A 20,413-nucleotide genomic window follows, 5' to 3' on the forward strand; every position below is an offset into this window, starting at 1 on the left:
CCGAGGAGCTGAAGACGAGCGCCTGGCAGCCGGGGCGGCATACCGTCACGCTGAATGTGGACATCCCTCGGGAGGCTCCCGCGCGCACCCCGGCGACACTGCTGCTCTCGCGGCCCGACGGCGCGGTGGGGTTGACGAGCAGCCTCCCTGGCACGACCAGCGACCCGTGGGGGCTGCATGTGACGTTCGACGCGAGGCGGGCGGCGGTCGCGGTCGGTGACCGCTCCCACACGGCCCCGACGCAGGTTGACTTCCCGGATGCGAAGATCAAGACGATTGCGGGGAACCCGACGCTGACGGTGGACGGCAAGGTCGAGGCCCCCGTGATCTGGGCCTCGTCGTACGGCAACCTGCGGCGCTATGCCGAGTATGCCGCGACGGGCGTCAAGTACTTCCGCCCACACATCGAGGGGGACGCCATCCCCGCGCCCGGCGAGCAGGAGGACTACGACCGCTGGTGGTTCGCGCAGGTGGACCGCATGGTCAACGCGGCGCTGAGCGTGGATCCGCAGATCAAGCTCATCCCCGCCGTGGACATGGACCCCAACCCGGATTGGCTGTTCGTCAACAACTCCGAGCAGTTCCTCAGCGGCCGGGGGCAGGTGCTGATCCCCCTCGTCCTGCAGATGCCCGACCGGGCGCAAGTGCGGCCGACGTTCATGTCACAGGCGTGGCGGAAGGCCGGGGCCGAGGCGCTCACGCGGCTGGTCAGGCATATGCGCGCCCAGTCGTATGCGCCGCACATCATGGGCCTGATCTTCTTCGCCGGGCGCGCGGGCGAGAACTACTACGGCGGCAACGAGCTGAACCTGTTCATCAACGACCGGGGGGAGTATGACAGCCAGCCCCGCGAGCGCTGGGACACTGGCGACTTCTCCGTGGCCGCCCGCCGCACGTTCCGCGACTTCCTGATCGCCAGGTACAAGACCGACGCGGCGCTGCAGCAGGCCTGGCAGAACCCGAACATCCACTTCGACGACATCCTCGAGCCGGCCCGTTTCGTCCGCGAGGAGGTCGTGAACACACTCATGTGGGCCCCCAAGCCGCAGGACGCGGGCGTGATGCGCGACCCGCTGGCCCCGGGCGTGGGCACGCTGCCGATGGACTACTTCCAGTGCTTCTCCGAGGCCATGATGGACTCGTTCAACACCTGGGGCCAGGCCGTCAAGGAAGCCTCGGACAATCGCCTCCTTACGGGCTGCTACTACGGCTACACGCTGGCGCAGCTCTTCACGTCCGTGCCGGGCTTCCACGGTCACACGGCGGTGGATCGCGCCGCCCGGGCGCCCTATCTGGACATCTATGTGAGCCCGGCTGAGTATGACAACTCGCGTCGCGCGGGCGGCCACCTGTGGGGTCACAACATCATTGACAGTCTGCGCCTGCACAACAAGCTGTGGGTCTACGAGGCCGACACACGCACCTACCTGTCGGACATCGTGCCCAAGCAGTACAGCCTGCCGGAGACGCTGGAGGTGCTCAAGCGCGATGCGTGCGCCTCGATGCTGCGCGGGTCGGGCTGGTGGTGGCTGGAGTTCGCCTCCGGGCAGCGCGGCGCGGCGGCCGCCGAGTGGTTCATGGACCCGGACATCGCCAAGCTGGCGACGCAGATCAAGCAGCTCTACGACTTCGCCCTCACACTGCCGGACCGGGGCCCCTCGGCGCAGATCGCGATCTTCTACCACGGCGAGTCGCAGACAGCCCAGGACCTGATGTCCACGCTGGGGCTCAACCTGCTGATCGGCCGCGAGACCCTCATCAACGGTGTGCAGCGGATCGGCGCTCCGTACGACCTGTACAACCTCGCGGACCTCAAGACGCTGGCGGAGTCGGGGAAGCTGGCGCAGTACAAGCTGTGCCTGTTCCTCAATCCCTTCTACCTGCAGTCGGAGGAGCTGAAGCTGCTCGACCTGGCCAAGGGCGGCGGGCGGACGCTGGTGTGGCTCTGGGCGCCCGGCCTGGCCCAGGCGGGCAAGCACCCGGCGCCGGCGAATGTCGAGAGCGTCATCGGTATGACGGGCCTGAAGCTGCTCAACGAGCCGGTCGAGCCGACGATGCGCTTCACCGACATGAGCGCTGCGCCGGCGGCCGGTCTGCCGCAGGCGGAGTTCTCGCCGCGTGGCTTTGGTCCGGGCGCAACCTGGGCGCGCTTCGGGAATGCCCTCCAGCCCCTGCCGTACCTCGACCCCGCCCAGGCGGGCGACGCGAGGATCATCGGACGGTGGGTCTTGGACGGGAAGGTGCGGGACGACATGGGAGCCTTCGCGATCCGTAAGTTGCCGACGTGGACGTCGGTGTACTCCGCCTGCCCGTACCTGTCCGTCGAGCTGATGCGCAACCTGGCGAAGATGGCCGGGGTACACGTGTACCGCGACGCCAACGACATCCTGTGCGCCGACCGGCACTTCGTGTGCCTGCACACCGGCGGGGCCCCGGCAACGGACACCCTCCGCCTGCCTGCTGCAACGCCGGTCTATGACGTATTCCGGCACATGCTGCTGTCGCCGCGGACCGACAGCCTGAAGCTGGGTGTGCCGCCCTACACGACCGCGCTGTACTACCTGGGCGACCCGGCGAAGCTGGAGGCGGCGCTGAAGTGACGGGGCAGAGGGAAGGGACGGCGTCCTCACCCCTTCCCCTCTCCCTCGCGCTCGACGCGGCCGAGCGCTCCGGAGAGGGGCGGTCGGATGTCGCTTGGTGGCTCCGAAGGCACACAGTGGCCGGAGGGTCCCCTCTCCGGAGCGTAGCGAGGGAGAGGGGGAGGGGTGAGGAGGCGTTCGCCGTTCCGGCAGGTCGCGGGCTGCACTCGTCGAAAGGTCCCCCCGGAGGCTCATCATGCACACTCGCCGGCTCTGTCTCGTTGCCCTGTTGCTCTGCCTCGCCAGCGCCCTCATGGCCGCCCCCCTGACGATCCACTACCGCCACGCGAGCGGCAAGTGGCTGCCGTTGCCGTGTGCGGTGGACGAGGCCCGGGGCGTGGTGTCGTTCACCCTCGACCCCAAGGCTATCGGCGGCGGCTCGACCACTGTGCTGCTCGGCGAGCTGAAGGGCGTCGTGCTGGATGACGAGCGGCCGCCGCGCGTGACCGGCGTGAAGGTGGATGACCGCGCGGTGCGCGTCAGCCCCGCCACCGACCTGGACTGGCTGGCGGAGACGCCCCGTACCCTCACCATTGGTCTCGCCGATGACCTGAACGCCCTCGACCTGTCCGCCCTGAAGGTGCTGCTGAACGGCAAGCCACTGACGCCGTCGCAGTATGCCCGCGAGTTCTCGCAAGGCGGCAAGAGCCTGCGCCTCGTGCTACCGGTGGCAGACCTGCTGGCCGGTGACGACCGCTTCGTCAACACGGTCGAGGTGCGCGCCCTGGACGTGTCCCCCATGCAGAACGGCGCGGCCTTCAAGCTGACTTACCGGCATCTGGGCGCAGTGAAGGAGTCCCCGACGCTGATCGCCGAGAGTTCGTACTCGGGCTATGAGAACCTGTCCGTGCTGACCGATGGCAAGGTAATGAAGCCGGGGGAGACGACGTACGGCTGCACGTGGGCCGCCGAGGAAGTGCCGGGCGACCACTGGCTGGTCTTCGCCTGGCCGGGCGAGAAGACGTTGAGCGGGGTCGAGATCTTCTGGGCCACCTACCAGGGCACCTACCATGCCTCGCAGAAGCTGCTGGTGCAGACCTGGGACGGCAAGCAGTGGGTGACGCAGAAGACGCTGACGAACCTCAAGGCCGAACAGAGCACGGCGATCGAGCTGGCGCCGGTGAAGACCACACGACTGCGCTTGCTGCAGCCTGACGGCATGGGCAACCCCGTGCGCCCGAACATCATGTGGATTACGGAAGTGAAGGTGCCGTAGCCACGGCGCCCACCCCCGCCGCTACGCGGCGCCCCCTCCCCGCGGGGGAGGGGTAACGTCAACGTCAACGGCAATGACGCCACCGCCGCCTCCGGCGCTCCCATCCCCCGAAGACATGAGGAGCACCGGCCAACACGCCGCCCCCCGAGCCGTAGCCTCGTCCCTCCCCGCAGGGAGGGGACAGGCCTTGCCCCTCCCCCGTGGGGAGGGGTCGCGCCGGAGGCGCGGGGGTGGGTCGCCGTCATCCGTCACGGCACGTGGATCAGCCCGCACCGGTCGCCGTCAATCACCATCAGGAGCCGCATCTTCGCGTCCCACTGCACCTCCGCGCCCAGCGCCTGCGCCACGGGCTTGAGCGGCGCGTAGAAGCCCCCCTCCTTCATCAGCGGCGCCACGCCCAGCGCCAGCGGTCCCGCATTGCTCTGTGCCGTGGCGTTCCCCAGCGTCAGCCTGATGCTCTTGTCCCCATGCGTGATGCTCAGCGTCTTGGTCCCGGCGTTCCACTGGCTCTGGGCTTCCAGGAACGTCACCACCGGGCCCATCATCACCAGCGTCGTGCCACCGACGACCACCGTCTTGCAGTCGGGGATGAAGCCCTTCTGGGTGAAGGTGCGCTCCTGGGCGGCCATCTGGCCGGGGTCCACCATCACGGCGCTCTGGGATTGGTACCAGTACGCGCCCCCGCCGCCGATGAAGGTGAGCGGATCGGCCGTCTCACGGTCCGCGCGGCCAGCCAGCACGAGCTTCCCGCCAGCGATCTTGAATGGCCACGAGCCATACGGCGCCCCATCCATCGCGATCTTCAGCGTGTACGCCCCGTCCTGGGACAGGATGGCCTTGGCCGGGAGGAACCCACCGGGCGTCGGACTCTGCGGCGGGTAGACGAACTCGAGGTCGTAGCGCGTCCACTTGTCGTTGAGCCACAGCTTGAGGTCCGGGCGACCGGTCGCGATGAGCTTCTTGTCGGCATCTCGCACGATCTCCGTCCGCGGAGCGACCCCATCGCGGTTGCCGGTCTCATGGCGGCGCAGGAAGAGCTTCCACACGAACTGGTTCTCCGGGTCGTCGTTCCCATACAGGAAGTAGCCCCAGGAGTTCCAGTCGCCCATCGTCAGCAGCTTGTCGCCGACCTGCTTGACGGTGAAGGGGAAGCTGTAGAACTTGCCGGCGGTGAGGAAGAAGTCCAGCATGTAGTCTCCGGCTGCCAGCTTGGTTGTCTCCCCATCCGCTCGCTGGCCACCGATCGTGACGCTGCTATAGGGCAGCAGCCACAGCGGCGGCTTCATCTTCTCCGCGTCGAAGTCGAAGCGGGCGAGTTCCGTGCCGCCCACCTGCGACAGCGTGGCCCAGAGCTTCCGGGCCGGGTCGTCGGACAGGTGGGAGTAGCTGCCCTGGGGCGGCTCGGGCAGGTACAGGGCCTGCAACTGGTCGAGGCGGAAGGCGCCTGACTGCGGGTCCACCTGCACGCCCTTGAGCAGCATGGCGTGCAGGAGGCCGGGCGTTGCTTCAGGGAAGGCCGCGGCCAGACCGGGGCAGATGACGGAGAGGGACACGAAGACGGCAAGAACCAGATATCCGACTGCGTTCTTCATGGGTCACGCTCCAATCGTGCTGGGGGATGGTCACGACCGCCCCCCCAAAGTGTATCCACAGCAATATGGTTCGCACCGTCAGGCCCCACACCTCCGTATCACATCGCCTCTGTGCAGTTCCCTTGCCCCAGGGAGGCTTGCCATTCGGCCCCGGCGAAAGTCCCCCTGGTTACAGATCTGTCGCACCAGGAGGAGACGAGATGGAACTGATGGCTCACCGTGGCGCCTCAGGCTTGGCGCCCGAGAACACGCTGGCAGCCTTTGAGCTGTGCCTGCAGTACCGGCCCGAATGGACCGAACTCGATGTCCACGCCAGCGCCGATGGCGAGATCATCGTCATGCACGACGGGACGGTAGACCGCACGACCGATGGCAGCGGCCCGATCTCATCCATGACACTGGCCGAACTCAAGGCCCTCGACGCCGGAAGCTGGAAGGCCGCCGAGTTCGCCGGCGAGCCCGCGCCGACGCTGCGTGAAGTGGTGGCCGCGGTCGGGAAGAAGGTGCGGATCAATGTGGAGATCAAGGGCGGACCGGACCTGCCGTACGTCGCCGAGCACGTCGTGGCCATCCTGTCCGAGGGCGGCATTCTGGCCGAGAGCATGATCTCCTCGTTCGACCTGTCCGCCGTCCAGGCCGTGCAGGCGCTGACCCCTGAGCCGGCCCTGGCGCTCATCACCGGCAACGCCGGGGACCTGGAGATCGCCGCCCGCGAGGGCCTCGGGTGGCTGAACCTGCAGTTCGCCGGCGTGGACGCTGCCCTGGTGCGGGCCGCCCATGACGCCGGCGTGCGGGTATGCGCCTGGACGATCAACGACCTGTCGCGCTGGGACGAGTTCGCGGCGATGGGCGTGGACGTCCTGTGCACCGACATGCCGCACCTGGCCCCGCGACCGTGAGGAGGTCGTCGGAGCGCGGCTCTCCAGAGCCGCACGGGTCGTCGGGAGGCTGCGGCTCTGGAGAGCCGCGCACCAACGGCAGAGCCGAGTAGCCCAAGGAGAACCGCATGAGCACAACTGAAGCGATCTGCCTCGCCGCGCTGCTGGCCTGCGCGCCGTTGCTGGCGCAGACGGGGCGCGGGGGGGACGTCCCCGTGCTGCCCGGTCGGGAGATCAGCTGGGGCATCGGCGGCTGCGGCGGGGCATACTTCCACGCGCAACCCGGCGAGTTGATCGTCGAGGTCGAGAAACGCGACCGCAACCGGAGCGGCCGCCCGAGCGACCTGCGCGCCACCCTCGTCGGCCCCGACCGCGCCGTGCTGCAAGATGTCACCATCCCCTTCGCCGGGCAGGCGCAGGGCAGCGGCGTCGGGCCCGCGCAGCGTGTGCGCCTGACCGCGCCGGTGACGCGGCCCGGCGTCTACGGCCTGAACATCACCGTCTCCAACGATCGCTACGGTGACAACATCATCTGGGGCCTGTGGACCAACTGTCCGCGCTATCTCATCGAGACCTCGCGCGGGCATCGCGACCGCGCGCACGAGGAGCCCATCGTCTTGCTGCGCGAGGACCAGCCATGTGATGTGTGCTTCCTCCCGCGCGCCGGGGAGTTCGGCCTGGACATCGCCGGGCTGCCGGCGGCCGTGACGCAGGTCACCGTCAGCGATGCGGCGGGGACTGTCGTGGCCGACCTGGCCGTGACCAAGGGCGAAGTGAAGCACACCTTCGCCGCCAACGTGCAGCGCGAGCACACGCCGTGGCGGCTGCACCTGACGCAGGGGCGCGGGGTCGTCCAGATTGACGGCGTGACCCGCTGGAAGCCCGACGATCTGTACCGCGACCTCGCCTGCTGGACGCCGAACCCGCAGTCGTGGTTCCCGCTGCTGGAGAACCGCTGGCTGCTGACGCCTTACCGCCGCATGGTCTACGCCCGGCCCGGCGCCCAAGGGCAGGTCACGCTGCAGGTGCACAACAGCCTCGTGAGGGAGCGGGCGGTGCGGCTGAGCCTGGATTTCCCCGGCCCGCGCTGGGACGCCCGCCTGGACACGGCGCGCGTCGTGGTCGCCCCGCGTGGCGACGCACCCGTGACCGTGAGCCTGCCAGCCCCCGCCGCCGGGCAGGAGCGCGTCTGCCATGTCCGCGTGACGCCGGAGGACGATCCCGGCTTCAGCACCTACTGCACGCTGACCGTCCGCGGGGGCGAGGCCCCGGCACGCCAGCCGCTGCCGAGGCCGCTTGCCCTGCGCCCCTACGAGCATGAGAACGAGCAGTTCGGCTACGTGCCCGACTACCCGACCGACAGCCAGCCGTACTTCGACCACGCCAACCGCCCATACATCCGCACCTACAATGGCATCGCGACGAAGCGCGACGGCAAGTGGGTGACGACCGACCTCGCCCAGGCTGTGACGAAGCGCGTGCCGGACTTTCCGGCCGGCGCCTTCACGATGCCTTCGACCAAGATCGCCTTCGACCGGGATGACGACGTGTACCTGATCGCGCGCTCGGGCGCGCAGGCGGCGTTGCTGCATTCGCGCGACCAGGGCCGGACCTTCACGGCGTACCTGATCCCGGGCCGCGAGGACCGCTCGCGGCACTTCGACATCGAGGTCTTCACCGGGCACAACGAGTGCGACGGCCCGCCGCCGATCCTGCGCTACACCGCGGTTCCGCAGGAGCCGGACCCGAAGCTGTTCTGGCGCCGCGTGAGCGAGCTGGAGCTGTTCCTGCCCCGCAAGACCGCCACCGGGATCGAGCTGGGCGAGCCTCTCCTCCTGTCGCGCAGCACACTGGGCTCGTCGCAGCACTCCGGCATCCCCAACTGCCTGGCCTCGCGGGACGGCAAGGTGCACATCATCTGGGGCGAGGCTACCGACCCGGCGGAGAAGGTGCCGGGCGTGCCGGCCTATGTGGCGACGTGTGACCGGGCGACCCGGACGGTGACCAAGCCGGTGCTGATCGGCTACGGCCCGCCGGCCAATGACGTGCACAACTCGCCGTCGCTCACGCTGGACAGCCAGGGCTACCTGCACGCGCTGGGCGGCACACACGGACAGCCCTTCCCGTACGCGCGATCCCTGAAGCCCAACGACGCCAGCGGCGGGTTCACCGAGGCAGTCACGACCTCCGAGCATGGCGGGCAGACTTACATCGGGCTGCTGTGCGGGCCGGACGATACGCTGCACCTCGCAGCCCGCCTGGCCGGCACCGGCGCCCCCTTCCCCGGCGCCACATACCTGGCCCTCGCTCTCCAGCAGAAGCGCCCCGGCCAGCCGTGGGAGGCGCCCACGCCGCTCATCATGCCGCCGTTCTCCGAGTACAGCGTCTACTACCACCGGCTCACCTGCGACCGCAAGGGCGCGCTGTACCTGTCGTATGACTACTGGTCCACGTACTGGTTCTACCGCAATGACCACCGCGGCAGCCGCCGCGTCGTGATGATGTCGCCCGACGGGGGGAAGACCTGGCGCCTGTGGTAGCTCACAAGCGCTCGGGTCTGCAGACAGCCGGCCCCCAGGAGGAGACATGGCAACGGCAAAGCCCAACTTCATCGTGATCTTCGCCGACAACCTCGGCTATGGCGACTTCGGCTGCTACGGCTCGACCGTGCACCGCACGCCTCACGTGGACCGTATAGCGGCCGAGGGCGTGCGCTTCACCAGCTTCTACAGCACCTCCGGGGTGTGCACGCCCTCCCGGGCGAGCATGATGACCGGCTGCTACCCGCGGCGGGTCAACCTGCACACCGGGGTCAGGGGCTGCGTGCTACAGCCGGTGGACCCCAAGGGCCTGCACCCCGACGAGCAGACCGTGGGCGATGTCCTGCGCGCACAGGGCTACGCCACGGCCTGCATCGGCAAGTGGCACCTGGGCGACCAGCCCCCCTTCCTGCCTACCCGCCACGGATTCGATCACTACTTCGGCATCCCCTACAGCGACGACATGACCGCCCGGCCGCAGTTCCCGCTGTGGCCCGAGCTGCCCCTGATGCGCAACGAAGAGGTCATTGACGCCCCCGTGGACCGGGACTACCTGACCCGGCGCTACACCGAGGAGACCTGCACCTTCATCCGCGAGCATCGCGACCGGCCGTTCTTCATCTACCTGCCCCACGCCATGCCCGGCAGCACCAACCGGCCCTTCTCCAGCCCCGCCTTCCAGGGCCAGTCGGCCAACGGGCCCTACGGCGACTGCGTCGAGGAGATGGACTGGTCCACCGGCGAGATACTCCGGACACTGGATGAACTCGGCCTGGATGAGAGCACGCTCGTGATCTGGACCTCGGACAACGGGGCGGTCGAACTGAACCCCGTGCAGGGCAGCAATGCGCCGCTGCGCGGCTGGGGCTATGACACCAGCGAGGGCGGGATGCGGATGCCGTGCGTCGCGCGCTGGCCGGGCCACATCGCCCCTGGCGGCGTGACCGACGAGTTGACCTCCACGATGGACGTGCTGCCGACGCTGGCCTCGTTGGCGGGCGCGGCGCTGCCCGACCGGCCGATTGACGGGCAGGACTGCAGCGCGCTGCTGACCGGCGGCGCGTTCACCTCGGCGTACGACGAACGTGGGTTCTTCTACTACGCCCTCGGACAGCTCCAGGCCGTCCGCGCCGGGCAGTGGAAGCTGTACCTGCCGCTGGCCGAGAAGATCATCGGCCCGTCGGGCAAGACGGCCCCGTGTGAGTTGGCCCTGTACGACGTACGGCACGATCTGAGCGAAGAGCACGAGGCGTCGGCGGAGCATCCCGAGGTCGTTGCGCGGCTGCTCGCGCTGGCCGAACAGGCCCGCGAGGACCTGGGCGACCTCGACCGCGAGGGCGTCGGCCAGCGCCCGTCCGGCTGGGTGGACAACCCGACTCCGCGTGTGCTAAGCTGACCGCATCAGCAGACCGACTCGCACCAGGAACCACGCCATGAGCGACACCATCGTTACCAGCACCGAACTGCCGCAGATCTCGGGCCTTCGCCTGTCTCAGGTCAGTGTCCCTTCGTCCCTCGATGGCGCCGCGCAACCGATCATCATCGGCGTCCCCGAGACCCCCTGCGCCACACCCACCCCCCTGTTGGTGGGCCTGCACACCTGGTCAGCCGATGTGCGCCAGCAGACCCAGGCCTTCGGACCGCTCTGTGCACGCTACGGTTGGCTCATGGTCCTGCCCAACTTCCGCGGGCCGAACCTGACGTCCAACCCGCAGGCGCAACTGGCCGGCGGCTCACTCGCGGCCCAGCGCGACATCGCCGATGCCGTGGCCCACATGCAGCGTGAGTACACGGTGGATGAACGGCGTCTCTACGTCATCGGCGGCTCCGGCGGCGGGCACATGTCGCTGCTCATGGCCGGCAAGTATCCGGACCTTTGGGCGGGCGTGTCCTCCTGGTGCCCCATCTCCAGCGTGCGCGAATGGCACGAGCAGGGGAACAGCTACGCTCCGCATGTCGAGGCCGTCTGCGGCGGCGCGCCGGGCGCCTCGGCCGAGGTGGACTTCGAGTATGAGCGCCGCAGCCCTCGCACCTTCATCACCAATGCCGCGAGCACCCACGTGCGCATCAGCCATGGCGACAAGGACCGCTGCATCTATGTCGCGCAGACCTGGCGCACCTACGAGAAGCTCCTGGACCTCCCGCACCGGGTGGAGTTCTATAGCTGGACCGGCGGGCACGAGATCATCAACGAGTGGGGCTTCGCCTGGCTGTCCCAGCAGGTCAAGCCGGCCGAGGCGCCGACCCGCCTCGATCTCGTCAGCGATGAGGGCAAGTGGTACTTCTGGCTCTACCTGGAGCCCGACGCACCGCTCTCCCTGGCGCACGTCCACGCGAACTGGGTCGCTGACGACACGCTGGAGTTGACCGTCGAGCACAGCGCCGTCACGCGCGTCAACCCGGCAGGCTTTGTGGCCGGGAAGCTCACAGGCGCGGAGCGGGACGGCCAGGCTGTGCCGCTCTCTGCCCTGGAGTGCGCCGAGGGCCTGCTGACGCTCCCGCCGTGCTCAACCGCGACACATTGGCGCCTCACCTTCGGATAGACCATGCGCAAGCGTCTCTTTGACGGCCTCGACCAGGGCCTGGGCGAGGAGATCGTGTTGCTCGAAGGCCTGCCGCCGGTAGCGCCGCCGGAGGCCACCTGCGACTTCTGCCAGGCGCTGCACGAGGCGCTCGGGCTGCTCGGGCGCGAGGTGTCGCTCGCCCGCGTGATGGGCCTGACCGGGGCGGCGTTCATGACGCCATGGGGGGAGGGCATGGTCGCCAGTTGGTCTGCGGCGCGCGTGGACCGCTACCTGTCCGAGGCTCTGGCAGCGCTGGGCCTGCGGGCGCGGCGCGAGCAGTCGCCGGTGGAGGAAGCACTGGCCCTGTGCCGCGAGCCGTTGCGGGCCGGGCAGCCGGTGTTGGCCCGCGGGCCAGACGATGGGTGGGCAACGGTCGTGGGGCTGAAGGGGGAGGAGTTGCTGGGCCGCGTCCCCGGTTCCGGCAGGCCCTACGAGCGCCTCACGCCGCCTGTGCAGGAACTGATCTTGTGCGACGAAGCCGAAGCGCCGCCGCCCCTCCTGGCGGCGAACCTGCAGGCCCTCGCCCGCGCCGATGTCCTGCTGGGCGAGGCTGAGGAAGCCTGGCTGCAGTGGCGGGAGGCGCTGGCCGAGCCCGCGCCCTACGGGGCGGGGGCGGGGCGCCTGGAGCGCTTCCTGGCCGAGCAGCACCTGACGGCCTGCGTCGTCGAGGCTCGAGACGCCGCGCACGTATTTCTGGCCGAGACGGCGGCGGCGACGGACTACGACCTGGCCGAGGCGCTTGACACCGCCGCGGAAGCGGCTGACATCGCCGTGTCCCTCGCCGAGACGCTCCTGGCTGCACCCGATGCCATCGCCCTGGCCCATCTGCCGGAGGATGAGTCCTGGCTGGACCGGCGGCGGGAGCAACTGGGCGCGCTCAGCCGCTGTGATGAGCGGTTGCGTTCGGCGATCCTCGAGGCGCTGGACCTGGCAGGTGAAGAGCATCAGATGTCGAACCTGCCAGTGTAGACACCCAGGGAGGTACCACCCATGCAACGCCTGCTGACAGTCGCGTTGGTCTGCCTGCTCGTCGCCGTGGCCGCCTCGGCCGACGAGTTCCGGGACTACCCGGAATTCCGCTATGCCTCCGGGCTGCCCGGCGGGAGCCACGGCGTCACGCCCGACGGCCACGTCGGGTTTGACGGGGCCATGCAACTGAACATCCCCGTGGGCTATACGCCCGGCTGGGGCAACTTCATGCTCACCGCCTCCGCCGCGGCGATCAACGGGGGCTTCCCCACGGGCTTCTCCGGCACGGACAACAACGGCACGCTCACCGTGGGCTTCGGCATGTTCAATGAGCACCGGCTGTGGTTCTCGGAGATGGGCACGGGCAAGGGCGACGAGAGCCTCGAGCCGGTCGAGAACCTCCAGTTCGAGATCGTGCCGGAGACCGAGGACCGCCCGGCCATCGCGATCGGCGTCGTGGACATTCTCGATCGCCGCGCCGCCACGCTGGACCACCCCCTGGAGGGCGCCGGCCGCTCGTTCTACATCGTCGGCACCCGCGAGGGCGGCACACCCGACAAGCCGCTGTACTACACGCTGGGCTACGGCAACGGCCGCTTCCACTGTCGGCCCTTCGGCGGCATCTCCTACCAGCCCGCCTCGCGCGCCAAGCTGTTCGCCGAGTATGACGGCTGGGTGGGCAACGTCGGGGGAGCCTACGATGTCCTGAGCAGCGAGGAGTGGCACGGCATCTTCGGGATCTCGCTGGTGGATTTCGAGCGCGTGGACCTGACCTTCGCCATCACCAAGACGAGTTTCTAGAGCAGAGGGCGGCGTGTGTCTGTAGGGCGGGGGCTTGTACCCCGCCCAAGTCGTGCGGTCGGCGGGCGGGGCTTGTACCCCGCCGCGAGCGGCACTGACCCAACGGCGGGCGGGGTACAAGCCCCCTGAGATCGCAAGCGATCTCTACGCCCTACAGGGCCGTCGGCGCAGCACCCCCCGCCACAGGAAAGCGATCCACATGGCTGCCAGAGTCGTCGTGTTGGGGAACATCAACCAGGACTTCGTGGTGCGGGCTGATCGCATGCCGCGCCCGGGGGAGACCATCCTGGGGAGCGATGTGAAGTTCGTGGCCGGCGGCAAAGGCGCCAATCAGGCCGTCACCGCCGCCCGCCTGCAGGCCGAGACGGCCCTGATCGGGCGCGTGGGGCAGGACGCCTTCGGGCCGATCCTGCTGGAGAACCTGCGCCGCGAGGGCGTCGAGGCTCGCTACGTCGGCTCGGATGACAATGTCGCCACCGGCATGGCCTTCATCGCGCTCGCGCCTGATGGGCAGAACAGCATCTTGTCGGTGGGCGGCGCCAATCTGGAGTGCGCGCCCCGGTACATCGAGGACGCTACCCCGGTCATCCGCCATGCCGATGTCGCTCTCGTGCAGTTCGCCGTGCCTCTGGCGAGTGTCGAGTTGTTCGTGAAGATCGCGGCCGACGACGGCGTCCCGGTCATCATGGACCCCACCCCGGCGATGGGGCGGCTGCCGCAGAACTGGACGCGCGCCACCGTGCTGACCCCCAACGAGACTGAGGCCGAGATGGTCGTCGGCTATGCCGTGCCGGACACTGCCACTGCGGTCAAGGCCGCGCGCGACATCCACGCCCGCGGCGTGAAGATCGCGCTGGTCAAGCGGGGCGCCGAAGGCTGCGTCGTGTGTACCGATGAGGGCACGCGCCTGATCCCCGGCTTCGCGGTCGAGGTGTGTGACACGACGGGCGCGGGCGATTCGTTCGCGGCGGGGTTGGGAGTGGCGCTGGCCGAGGGGCTGGCGGTGGACCAGGCCGTGGCCTTCGCCAACGCCTGCGGGGCTCTGGCCTGCACGAAGTTCGGCGCCCAGCCGAGCCTCCCCCAGCGCCGCGACGTGGAGCGCTTCCTGCAGGAGCGTGGGGGGCTGGAGGCGGTTCAGCCGGTCGCGCTGTAGGGGGGAGCGGGCGAGAGGACTACGCCGGAGCATGCCCCAGAGAGAGTCACGGGTGTCCGCCACAGCGCGCGGCGCGTAGGCGGACGGGGCCCCGTGACTTCGTCGTTCTGCATTCCCCTCACGACTCGTTTGCCTGCGGCAGGAACACCTGGGTGCCGCAGTACTGGCAGCGGGCCATGCCCTTGCCGGCCAGCTCGATGGCGCCGCCGCAGTTGGGGCACTTGTCCCCGCTGATCTGCTCGGCCTCCAGGGCGATGATCTCGCGCCCCGACCAGTTCACGTAGCCGGTGAACAGCTTCATCCCCACCACGGCGTACAGCGCCTCCTCGACCACCTGCGGCGTGACGCCCAGTTCCTGCGCCAACTCCTCGAACTTACAGCGGCCGCGCGTCATCACGCGCTGGAGAATGTTCTCCTGCAGGCGCACGTCGCGGCGGCGGCGCCGCTCGATGTTGCTCTGCCGCCAGAAGACCGCGCCGACGGTCCAGAAGAACAGGGCCGGGATGAGGCCGAAGAAGACCAGGCCCAGGATGACCGGGCCGGGGCCCTGCAACTGCCCGCCCGTCAGGCCGGTGAAGACGAAGGCGGCCATGCCGCCAAGCCAGACCAGGCCGACGAGCAGCAAGGCGATCGCGATGGTACGGAAGCTCATGCGGTTCTCCCCGTCGCCCTTCACCACTTCTCGCGGTGGACGTGGTCCATCGGGCCCGGGCCCTGGTTGCCGGCGGTTCCAGTCGGGAAGCCCAGGGAGAAGATGCACAGGACGCGGATGGCGTCGGGAATGCCCAGCACCTTGCGCACCGTGTCCTCGCGGTCATAGCCGCGCTCGTCGCTGCCGCGAATGCCCACCCAGCAGGTGCCCAGGCCCAGGGCGGCGGCCTGGATCATGGCGTTCTCGGTCGCGGCCGAGCAGTCCTCGATCCACCAGTGATCCGACTCACACTCGTTGGCGCACACCGCCATGACGACTGGCGCCTGCGCGCAGAAGCCGGCATACTGGTGCACCTGCGCCAGTGCCTCGCGCTTGGCGCGGTCCGTCACGACGATGATATGCCAGGGGCGGATGTTGACCCCCGAAGGGGCCGAGAACGCGGCCTCGACGATGGCCTGTAGCGCCTCTTCGGGCACCGGGTCAGGCTTGTACTGCCGTACGCTGCGCCGCTGCTTGATGGCGTCGAGCATCAATACCACCTCCTGTTCCCTGTGACGGGCGTGGCGCCGTCGGAGCGCGGGTCTCCAGACCCGCATGGGCCCGCGCCAGGCGTTGCGGGTCTGGAGACCCGCGCTCCCACGACGCTCCCCCGGGACCCGGTAGTGCGGACTTCCAGGTCGCCTCAGGCGAGCGTCTGCCACAACTCGAGCATCAACCCGTCGGGGTCCTCAAAGAACGCGATCCGCGAGTTGATCTGCGTGTCGAAGGGCTCGGTGGTGATCTTCACCCCGGCCGCCTTCAGGCGCGCGACCTCGGCGTCCACGTCGTTGGTCTGCAGGCACAGGTGCTTGAAGCCCAGCATCTTGGGCTGGTTGACATGAGCTTGGTGGTCGGCGCTCTGCAGCAACTCGACAGCCACGCCCTGTAGGCTGACGAAGATGATGACGCGGCCCCGCTCGGGGAAGTCGAAGCGGGCCCCGCGGGTGAAGCCGAGGAGATTGCAGTAGAACTCCGCGGAGCGCTCGGCATCGCTGACTTCGACGGCGAAATGGTGGATCTGCTCAGGCATCTCTCAACTCCCAAATGTGAATCAGGCGAACTCGCCCAGCGACGTGAGGTACTCAATCGAGGCCACAATGTCGGCGTGGTAGTCCTCGATGCTGTCGGACTCCGTGGCGCGATGGAAGGTCTCGACTTCGAGGCTGAAGGGTCCGGTGAAGCCGGCGGCGTGGAGGATGTCAAAGGTGCCCCGGAAGTCCACTTCGCCTTGCCCCAGGCGCGGCAGCACATGCTCGGACCGCGTCTGGCCCCGCATGATGTCCTTGAGGTGGACATGGGTGATGTAGGGCGCGAGGGCCTCCGCGGCCTCCAGGCCGTAGCTGGCCGGTTGGCTCTCGTTGTAGAACAGGATGTTGGCCGTGTCGAGGTTGACCCCCACGTTGGGCAGGCCGACTTCCTGCATGGTGCGCAGGGCCTCGGCAACGCTGCCCATGAGCGCCCCGTGAACCTCCAGCGCCAGGTGCACGCCCCGGGTGGCGGCGTACTGCCCGACCTCGCGGAGCAGGCCATAGCAGATGGCGCGGGCGGCCCGTGTCTCCGCATTGTCCGGCAGCGTCTCGCCGGCGGCGGGCGCCGGCAGGTCCTCGCGGTGGCAGCCCAGCACGATCGCGTCGCAGCCCAGCGCCACGGCGAAGTCCACGCGGCGCTTGATGATGTCCGCGCCGCCCGGATAGCCCAGGAAGCCGAACACATCCACGCTGTCCACGACGAAGCCGTCGATGGCGAGCAGGGCCCGCAGGTCGGGGAGGCTGTACTGCCACTGCCCGCTCAGCGGCGCATCTACCATGAGTTCGGGGATGAGAGACTTGGGGCGGGTCTGCTCGACGGGCACCTCGACCCGGCGCAGCGAGGTCTGCCTGATCTGCGCCAGGCACTCGGCCAGGTCGAAACGGCCCCAGGTGTAGCTGTTCAGGCTGACGGCGAAGACGTTCTGCGCCACCGGCATCGCCTCCAGGGGGAGAGCAGGAGATCCTACTGCGCTATCGTCCGGGGCGGAGCGACCTCGCCCACGCGCTCGTACTGCCTTTGCTGTAACTCGTAGATGGCCTGCATGACCGCCTCGGTCAGGTCCTGGAGCGCGGCCTTGTCCGGATGGTCGCCCCCGAAGCGGTCGGGAGAGATCGGCTCGCCGTAGTCCACCTGGACGCGCCCCCGGTGAAGGCCGCCCTTGCCCCGGCGTATGATCTTGTCCGTCTCTTTGAGCGCCGCCGGGATGATCGGCACATGGGCGCGCGTGGCCATCAGCGCCGGCCCGATGTTGCCCGGTTGCAGCGACCCGTCGGGGCTGCGTCCGCCCTCGGGGAAGACGACGAGCAGTTCGCCCTGCTCCAGCAGCTCGATGCCGTGGCGGATGGCCTCGCGGTCGGTCGTGCCGCGGTCCACGGGGAAGGCATAGCACTTGCGGATCATCTCGCCCAGCACCGGGACCTCGAACAGTTCCTTCTTGGCCATGAAGTACGTCCGGCGGGGGACGAACCCCGCGCCCAGGACCGGGGGATCGAGGTACGAGATGTGGTTCGAGCAGATGACGGCGCCGCCCCGGGAGGGGATGTTTGCCCGCCCGGTGACGCGGTAGCCACCCATGAGGCGGCACAGTGTCCGCGCGAGCCAGGCGCCGAAGTAGTAGTGGGGCCACGTCCAGCGGCGCACGGGCTCGGGGGTCTTACGCATGTTGCCGCTCCCGCACGATCTGCACGATCTGCGCTACGACCTGCGCGGCGGTGAGGTCATCGCTGCAGATCTCGAGGGCATCATCGGCCCGCCGCAGCGGCGCCACGGCGCGCGACGAGTCGCGCTGGTCGCGGACGTTCTGCTCGTGGAGGATGTCCTCGTAGGTTACTTCCAGGCCCATGTCGCGTAGCTGGCGATAGCGCCGCCGGGCGCGCTCCTGGGGGCTGGCGGTCAGGAATATCTTCACCTCGGCATCGGGCAACACCACGGTGCCGATGTCGCGTCCCTCCATGACGATCCCCCCGCCGGCCGCCATCTGCCGCTGGGCGATCACCAGGTTGTGCCGCACCAGCGGGATGGCCGAGACGGGCGACGACAACCGCCCCACTTCCGGCAGCCGCACCACCGACTCGACATCCTGCCCGTCCACGAATAGATGGCGCTCGCTTTCCACGGTGCGGAACTCATAGTTGAGCTGGCCGGCAAGGCGGCCGATCTCATCATCATTCAGGCCGGGCGCCAGGCCCTTCCCTTTGGCGAAGTAGGCCACGGCGCGGTACATGGCGCCGGTGTCAATGATCGTGTAGCCCAACTCGTGGGCCACGTCGCGCGCCACCGAGCTCTTGCCGGCTCCAGCCGGGCCGTCAATCGCGACTCTGACACCGGGACAGGGCATGTCACGACCTCCACCGGCGGCGGTGAGGTGGTCGCGGAACTGCTTGGCCTGGGCCAGCAGCCCCACCAGCGCCGCCACATCATCGCTTTGCAGGGCCTGGCGCAGGTCGGCCAGGGCTTGCTCGGCGCGGGTGCAGGCCTGCAGCACCTGCGCCTGATTGCTCAGGAAGATATCCTTCCACAACTCCGGCGAGGAAGCGGCGATGCGCGTGCTGTCGCGCAGGCCGGCGCCGGAGAAGTCCGCCAGCGCGCGGGGCTCGTCACTGCGGCTGAGGCCCAGGGACAACGCCGCGGCCCACAGGTGGGGGAGATGGCTGGCCAGGGCCACCAGGTGGTCGTGCTCTTCGGGAGTGGCCAGCAGGGGGCGCGCCCCCAGGGCCCTGACGAACTCCAGCAGCCGGGACAGCAGCTCCTCGTCCGCCTCCTGGGGCGTCAGGATGTACGAGCGGTCCACGAACAGGTCGGCGCTGCTGGCCTGAATGCCGCTTTTCTCCGACCCCGCCATGGGGTGCCCGCCAATGAAGCTGGCCGGCAGGAAGCGCGCGCCGTCGCGGCAGATCTGCCCCTTCACACTGCCCGCGTCGGTGACCGCGCAACCGATCGAGACCGCCGGGGCGATCTGCTCCAGAATGCCGGCGATGGCGCACACCGGCGCCGACACATACACCAGGTCGGCGCCGCGCACGGCGGCCAGGAGGTCGTCACTGACCTGGTCCACCGCGCCGGCAGCTACCGCGCCCTGCCGCGAGGTCTCCGAGCGGCTGTACCCCACAATCTCCCCGACCAGGCAGCGCTTGTGCGCGGCCAGGCCCACCGACCCGCCAATCAGCCCCAGCCCCACGATGGCGAGACGTTCATAGAGAACCGACATCTACATCTCCGCCCCCACAATCTGGACGACCTGACGGATCTGCTCCATGAGCACGGCGAAGCGTTTGGGGGTGAGGGATTGCGGGCCGTCGCAGCGGGCCTGGTCGGGGTGGGGATGGACCTCGACCATGAGGCCATCGGCCCCGCCGGCCAGCGCCGCCAGCGCCATCGGCCCGACCAGCCGGTGGGTGCCGGTGGCATGGCTGGGGTCCACGATGATCGGCAGGTGGGTTTCCAGCTTGGCCGCGGCCATCCCCGCCAGGTCCAGCGTGAACCGCGTCACCGTGTCAAACGACCGGATGCCGCGCTCGCACATGATGATGCTGAGGTTGCCGGTGGTGGCGATGTACTCGGCGGCCTTCAGCCACTCCTCGACGGTAGCGGCAAAGCCGCGCTTGAGCATCACGGGCTTGCCGGTGGCGCCGGCTTCGCGCAACAGGTCGAAGTTCGACATGTTGCGGGCCCCGATCTGGATGGCGTCGCACATCGAAGCGACCAGCTCGATCTGCCGCGGCTCCATGGCCTCGGTGATCGTGGGCAGGCCCGCTTCCTGGCCGGCCGCCATCAGCAGCTTGACGCCATCCTCGCGCAGGCCCTGGAAATCGTAGGGGCTGCTGCGGGGCTTGAAGGCGCCACCGCGGAGCACATGGGCGCCCGCGGCCTTCACGGCCTTGGCCGCCTCGCGCACCTGCTTCTCGGTCTCGATGGTGCAGGGCCCGGCGATGATGCCGACATGCCCGGACCCGAACTCCGCGTCACCCACCCGCACGATGGTCCCCTGGGGGTGATGGTCGCGGCTGACCAGCTTGAAGGACTTAAGGATCGGCACCACGCGTTCGACGGCGGGGAGCTGGGAGAGCTGCTCGGCGACCTGCTGCTTCTCGCGCTCGTTGGCGCCGATGGCCCCGATGATGGTGCGCTCGACGCCGGCCGAGACGTGATGGCCGTACCCCCGGGCCTCCAGGCGCTTGATGACATCCTGGGTCTGTTTCTGGGTGGCCCCGGGGGCCATGACGATGATCACGACGACTCCTCCTGCCTTACGACGCGGCCACTGTAGGGCGTAGAGATCGCTCGCGATCTCAGGGGGCTTGTACCCCGCCCTGTATGGCACATACCCAACGGAGGGCGGGG

The 20,413-nt window shown here is 69.0% G+C and carries 17 protein-coding genes; 9 read left to right on the top strand and 8 right to left on the bottom strand.

All coding sequences use genetic code 11. The annotated features are described in order from the left end of the window. Positions 1-2,600 (top strand): hypothetical protein (locus LLH23_22330; protein MCE5241212.1); only part of this gene is annotated, 2,600 nt, incomplete at its 5' end. Positions 2,601-2,835: 235 nt separating this feature from the next. Continuing rightward, entirely contained in the window at positions 2,836-3,855 is a 1,020-nt protein-coding gene (locus tag LLH23_22335) for a hypothetical protein (GenBank protein MCE5241213.1), read from the top strand. 248 nt (positions 3,856-4,103) lie between these two features. Here LLH23_22335 and LLH23_22340 read toward each other — a convergent pair whose 3' ends face one another. After that, entirely contained in the window at positions 4,104-5,447 is a 1,344-nt protein-coding gene (locus LLH23_22340) for a copper amine oxidase N-terminal domain-containing protein (protein ID MCE5241214.1), read from the bottom strand. 200 nt (positions 5,448-5,647) lie between these two features. On the opposite strand from LLH23_22340, the gene LLH23_22345 reads away from it, so the two are divergent. From LLH23_22345 to rbsK, 7 genes are all read left to right on the top strand, one after another. Then, positions 5,648-6,346, top strand: coding sequence for a hypothetical protein (locus LLH23_22345; GenBank protein MCE5241215.1), 699 nt, complete (start codon positions 5,648-5,650; stop codon positions 6,344-6,346). A 107-nt stretch (positions 6,347-6,453) separates the two neighbouring features. Then, positions 6,454-8,865, top strand: coding sequence for a BNR repeat-containing protein (locus tag LLH23_22350; protein MCE5241216.1), 2,412 nt, complete (start codon positions 6,454-6,456; stop codon positions 8,863-8,865). Between the two features lie 46 nt (positions 8,866-8,911). After that, positions 8,912-10,261, top strand: coding sequence for a sulfatase (locus tag LLH23_22355; GenBank protein MCE5241217.1), 1,350 nt, complete (start codon positions 8,912-8,914; stop codon positions 10,259-10,261). Positions 10,262-10,298: 37 nt separating this feature from the next. After that, a complete protein-coding gene (locus LLH23_22360; protein MCE5241218.1) occupies positions 10,299-11,408 on the top strand; it encodes a prolyl oligopeptidase family serine peptidase in 1,110 nt (369 codons plus the stop codon). A 3-nt stretch (positions 11,409-11,411) separates the two neighbouring features. Further along, positions 11,412-12,398 (top strand): hypothetical protein, encoded by a 987-nt coding sequence (locus tag LLH23_22365; protein ID MCE5241219.1) that lies wholly within the window; start codon positions 11,412-11,414, stop codon positions 12,396-12,398. Positions 12,399-12,419: 21 nt separating this feature from the next. Then, positions 12,420-13,199, top strand: coding sequence for a YjbH domain-containing protein (locus LLH23_22370; GenBank protein MCE5241220.1), 780 nt, complete (start codon positions 12,420-12,422; stop codon positions 13,197-13,199). Between the two features lie 199 nt (positions 13,200-13,398). Beyond that, complete coding sequence (gene rbsK / locus LLH23_22375) at positions 13,399-14,352, top strand: ribokinase (GenBank protein MCE5241221.1); 954 nt, start codon at positions 13,399-13,401, stop codon at positions 14,350-14,352. 118 nt (positions 14,353-14,470) lie between these two features. Here rbsK and LLH23_22380 read toward each other — a convergent pair whose 3' ends face one another. From LLH23_22380 to aroF, 7 genes are all read right to left on the bottom strand, one after another. Continuing rightward, positions 14,471-15,004 (bottom strand): hypothetical protein, encoded by a 534-nt coding sequence (locus tag LLH23_22380; protein MCE5241222.1) that lies wholly within the window; start codon positions 15,002-15,004, stop codon positions 14,471-14,473. 20 nt (positions 15,005-15,024) lie between these two features. Next, the gene (locus LLH23_22385) at positions 15,025-15,534 is read right to left on the bottom strand and encodes a nitroreductase family protein (GenBank protein MCE5241223.1); all 510 of its coding nucleotides are present in this window, start codon (positions 15,532-15,534) and stop codon (positions 15,025-15,027) included. A gap of 152 nt (positions 15,535-15,686) precedes the next feature. Next, entirely contained in the window at positions 15,687-16,073 is a 387-nt protein-coding gene (locus LLH23_22390; GenBank protein MCE5241224.1) for a VOC family protein, read from the bottom strand. Positions 16,074-16,094: 21 nt separating this feature from the next. After that, positions 16,095-17,003, bottom strand: coding sequence for a sugar phosphate isomerase/epimerase (locus LLH23_22395; protein ID MCE5241225.1), 909 nt, complete (start codon positions 17,001-17,003; stop codon positions 16,095-16,097). Between the two features lie 32 nt (positions 17,004-17,035). Next, a complete protein-coding gene (locus tag LLH23_22400; protein MCE5241226.1) occupies positions 17,036-17,734 on the bottom strand; it encodes a 1-acyl-sn-glycerol-3-phosphate acyltransferase in 699 nt (232 codons plus the stop codon). Continuing rightward, entirely contained in the window at positions 17,727-19,280 is a 1,554-nt protein-coding gene (gene cmk / locus LLH23_22405; GenBank protein MCE5241227.1) for a (d)CMP kinase, read from the bottom strand. Before cmk ends, LLH23_22400 begins: the two co-directional genes overlap by 8 nt. Next, positions 19,281-20,303, bottom strand: a complete 1,023-nt coding sequence (gene aroF, locus LLH23_22410; protein ID MCE5241228.1) for a 3-deoxy-7-phosphoheptulonate synthase — start codon at positions 20,301-20,303, stop codon at positions 19,281-19,283. Positions 20,304-20,413 lie beyond the last annotated feature (110 nt).

The sequence above is a fragment of the bacterium genome (genome assembly GCA_021372615.1).
Classification (GTDB): Bacteria; Armatimonadota; Zipacnadia; order Zipacnadales; family UBA11051; genus JAJFUB01.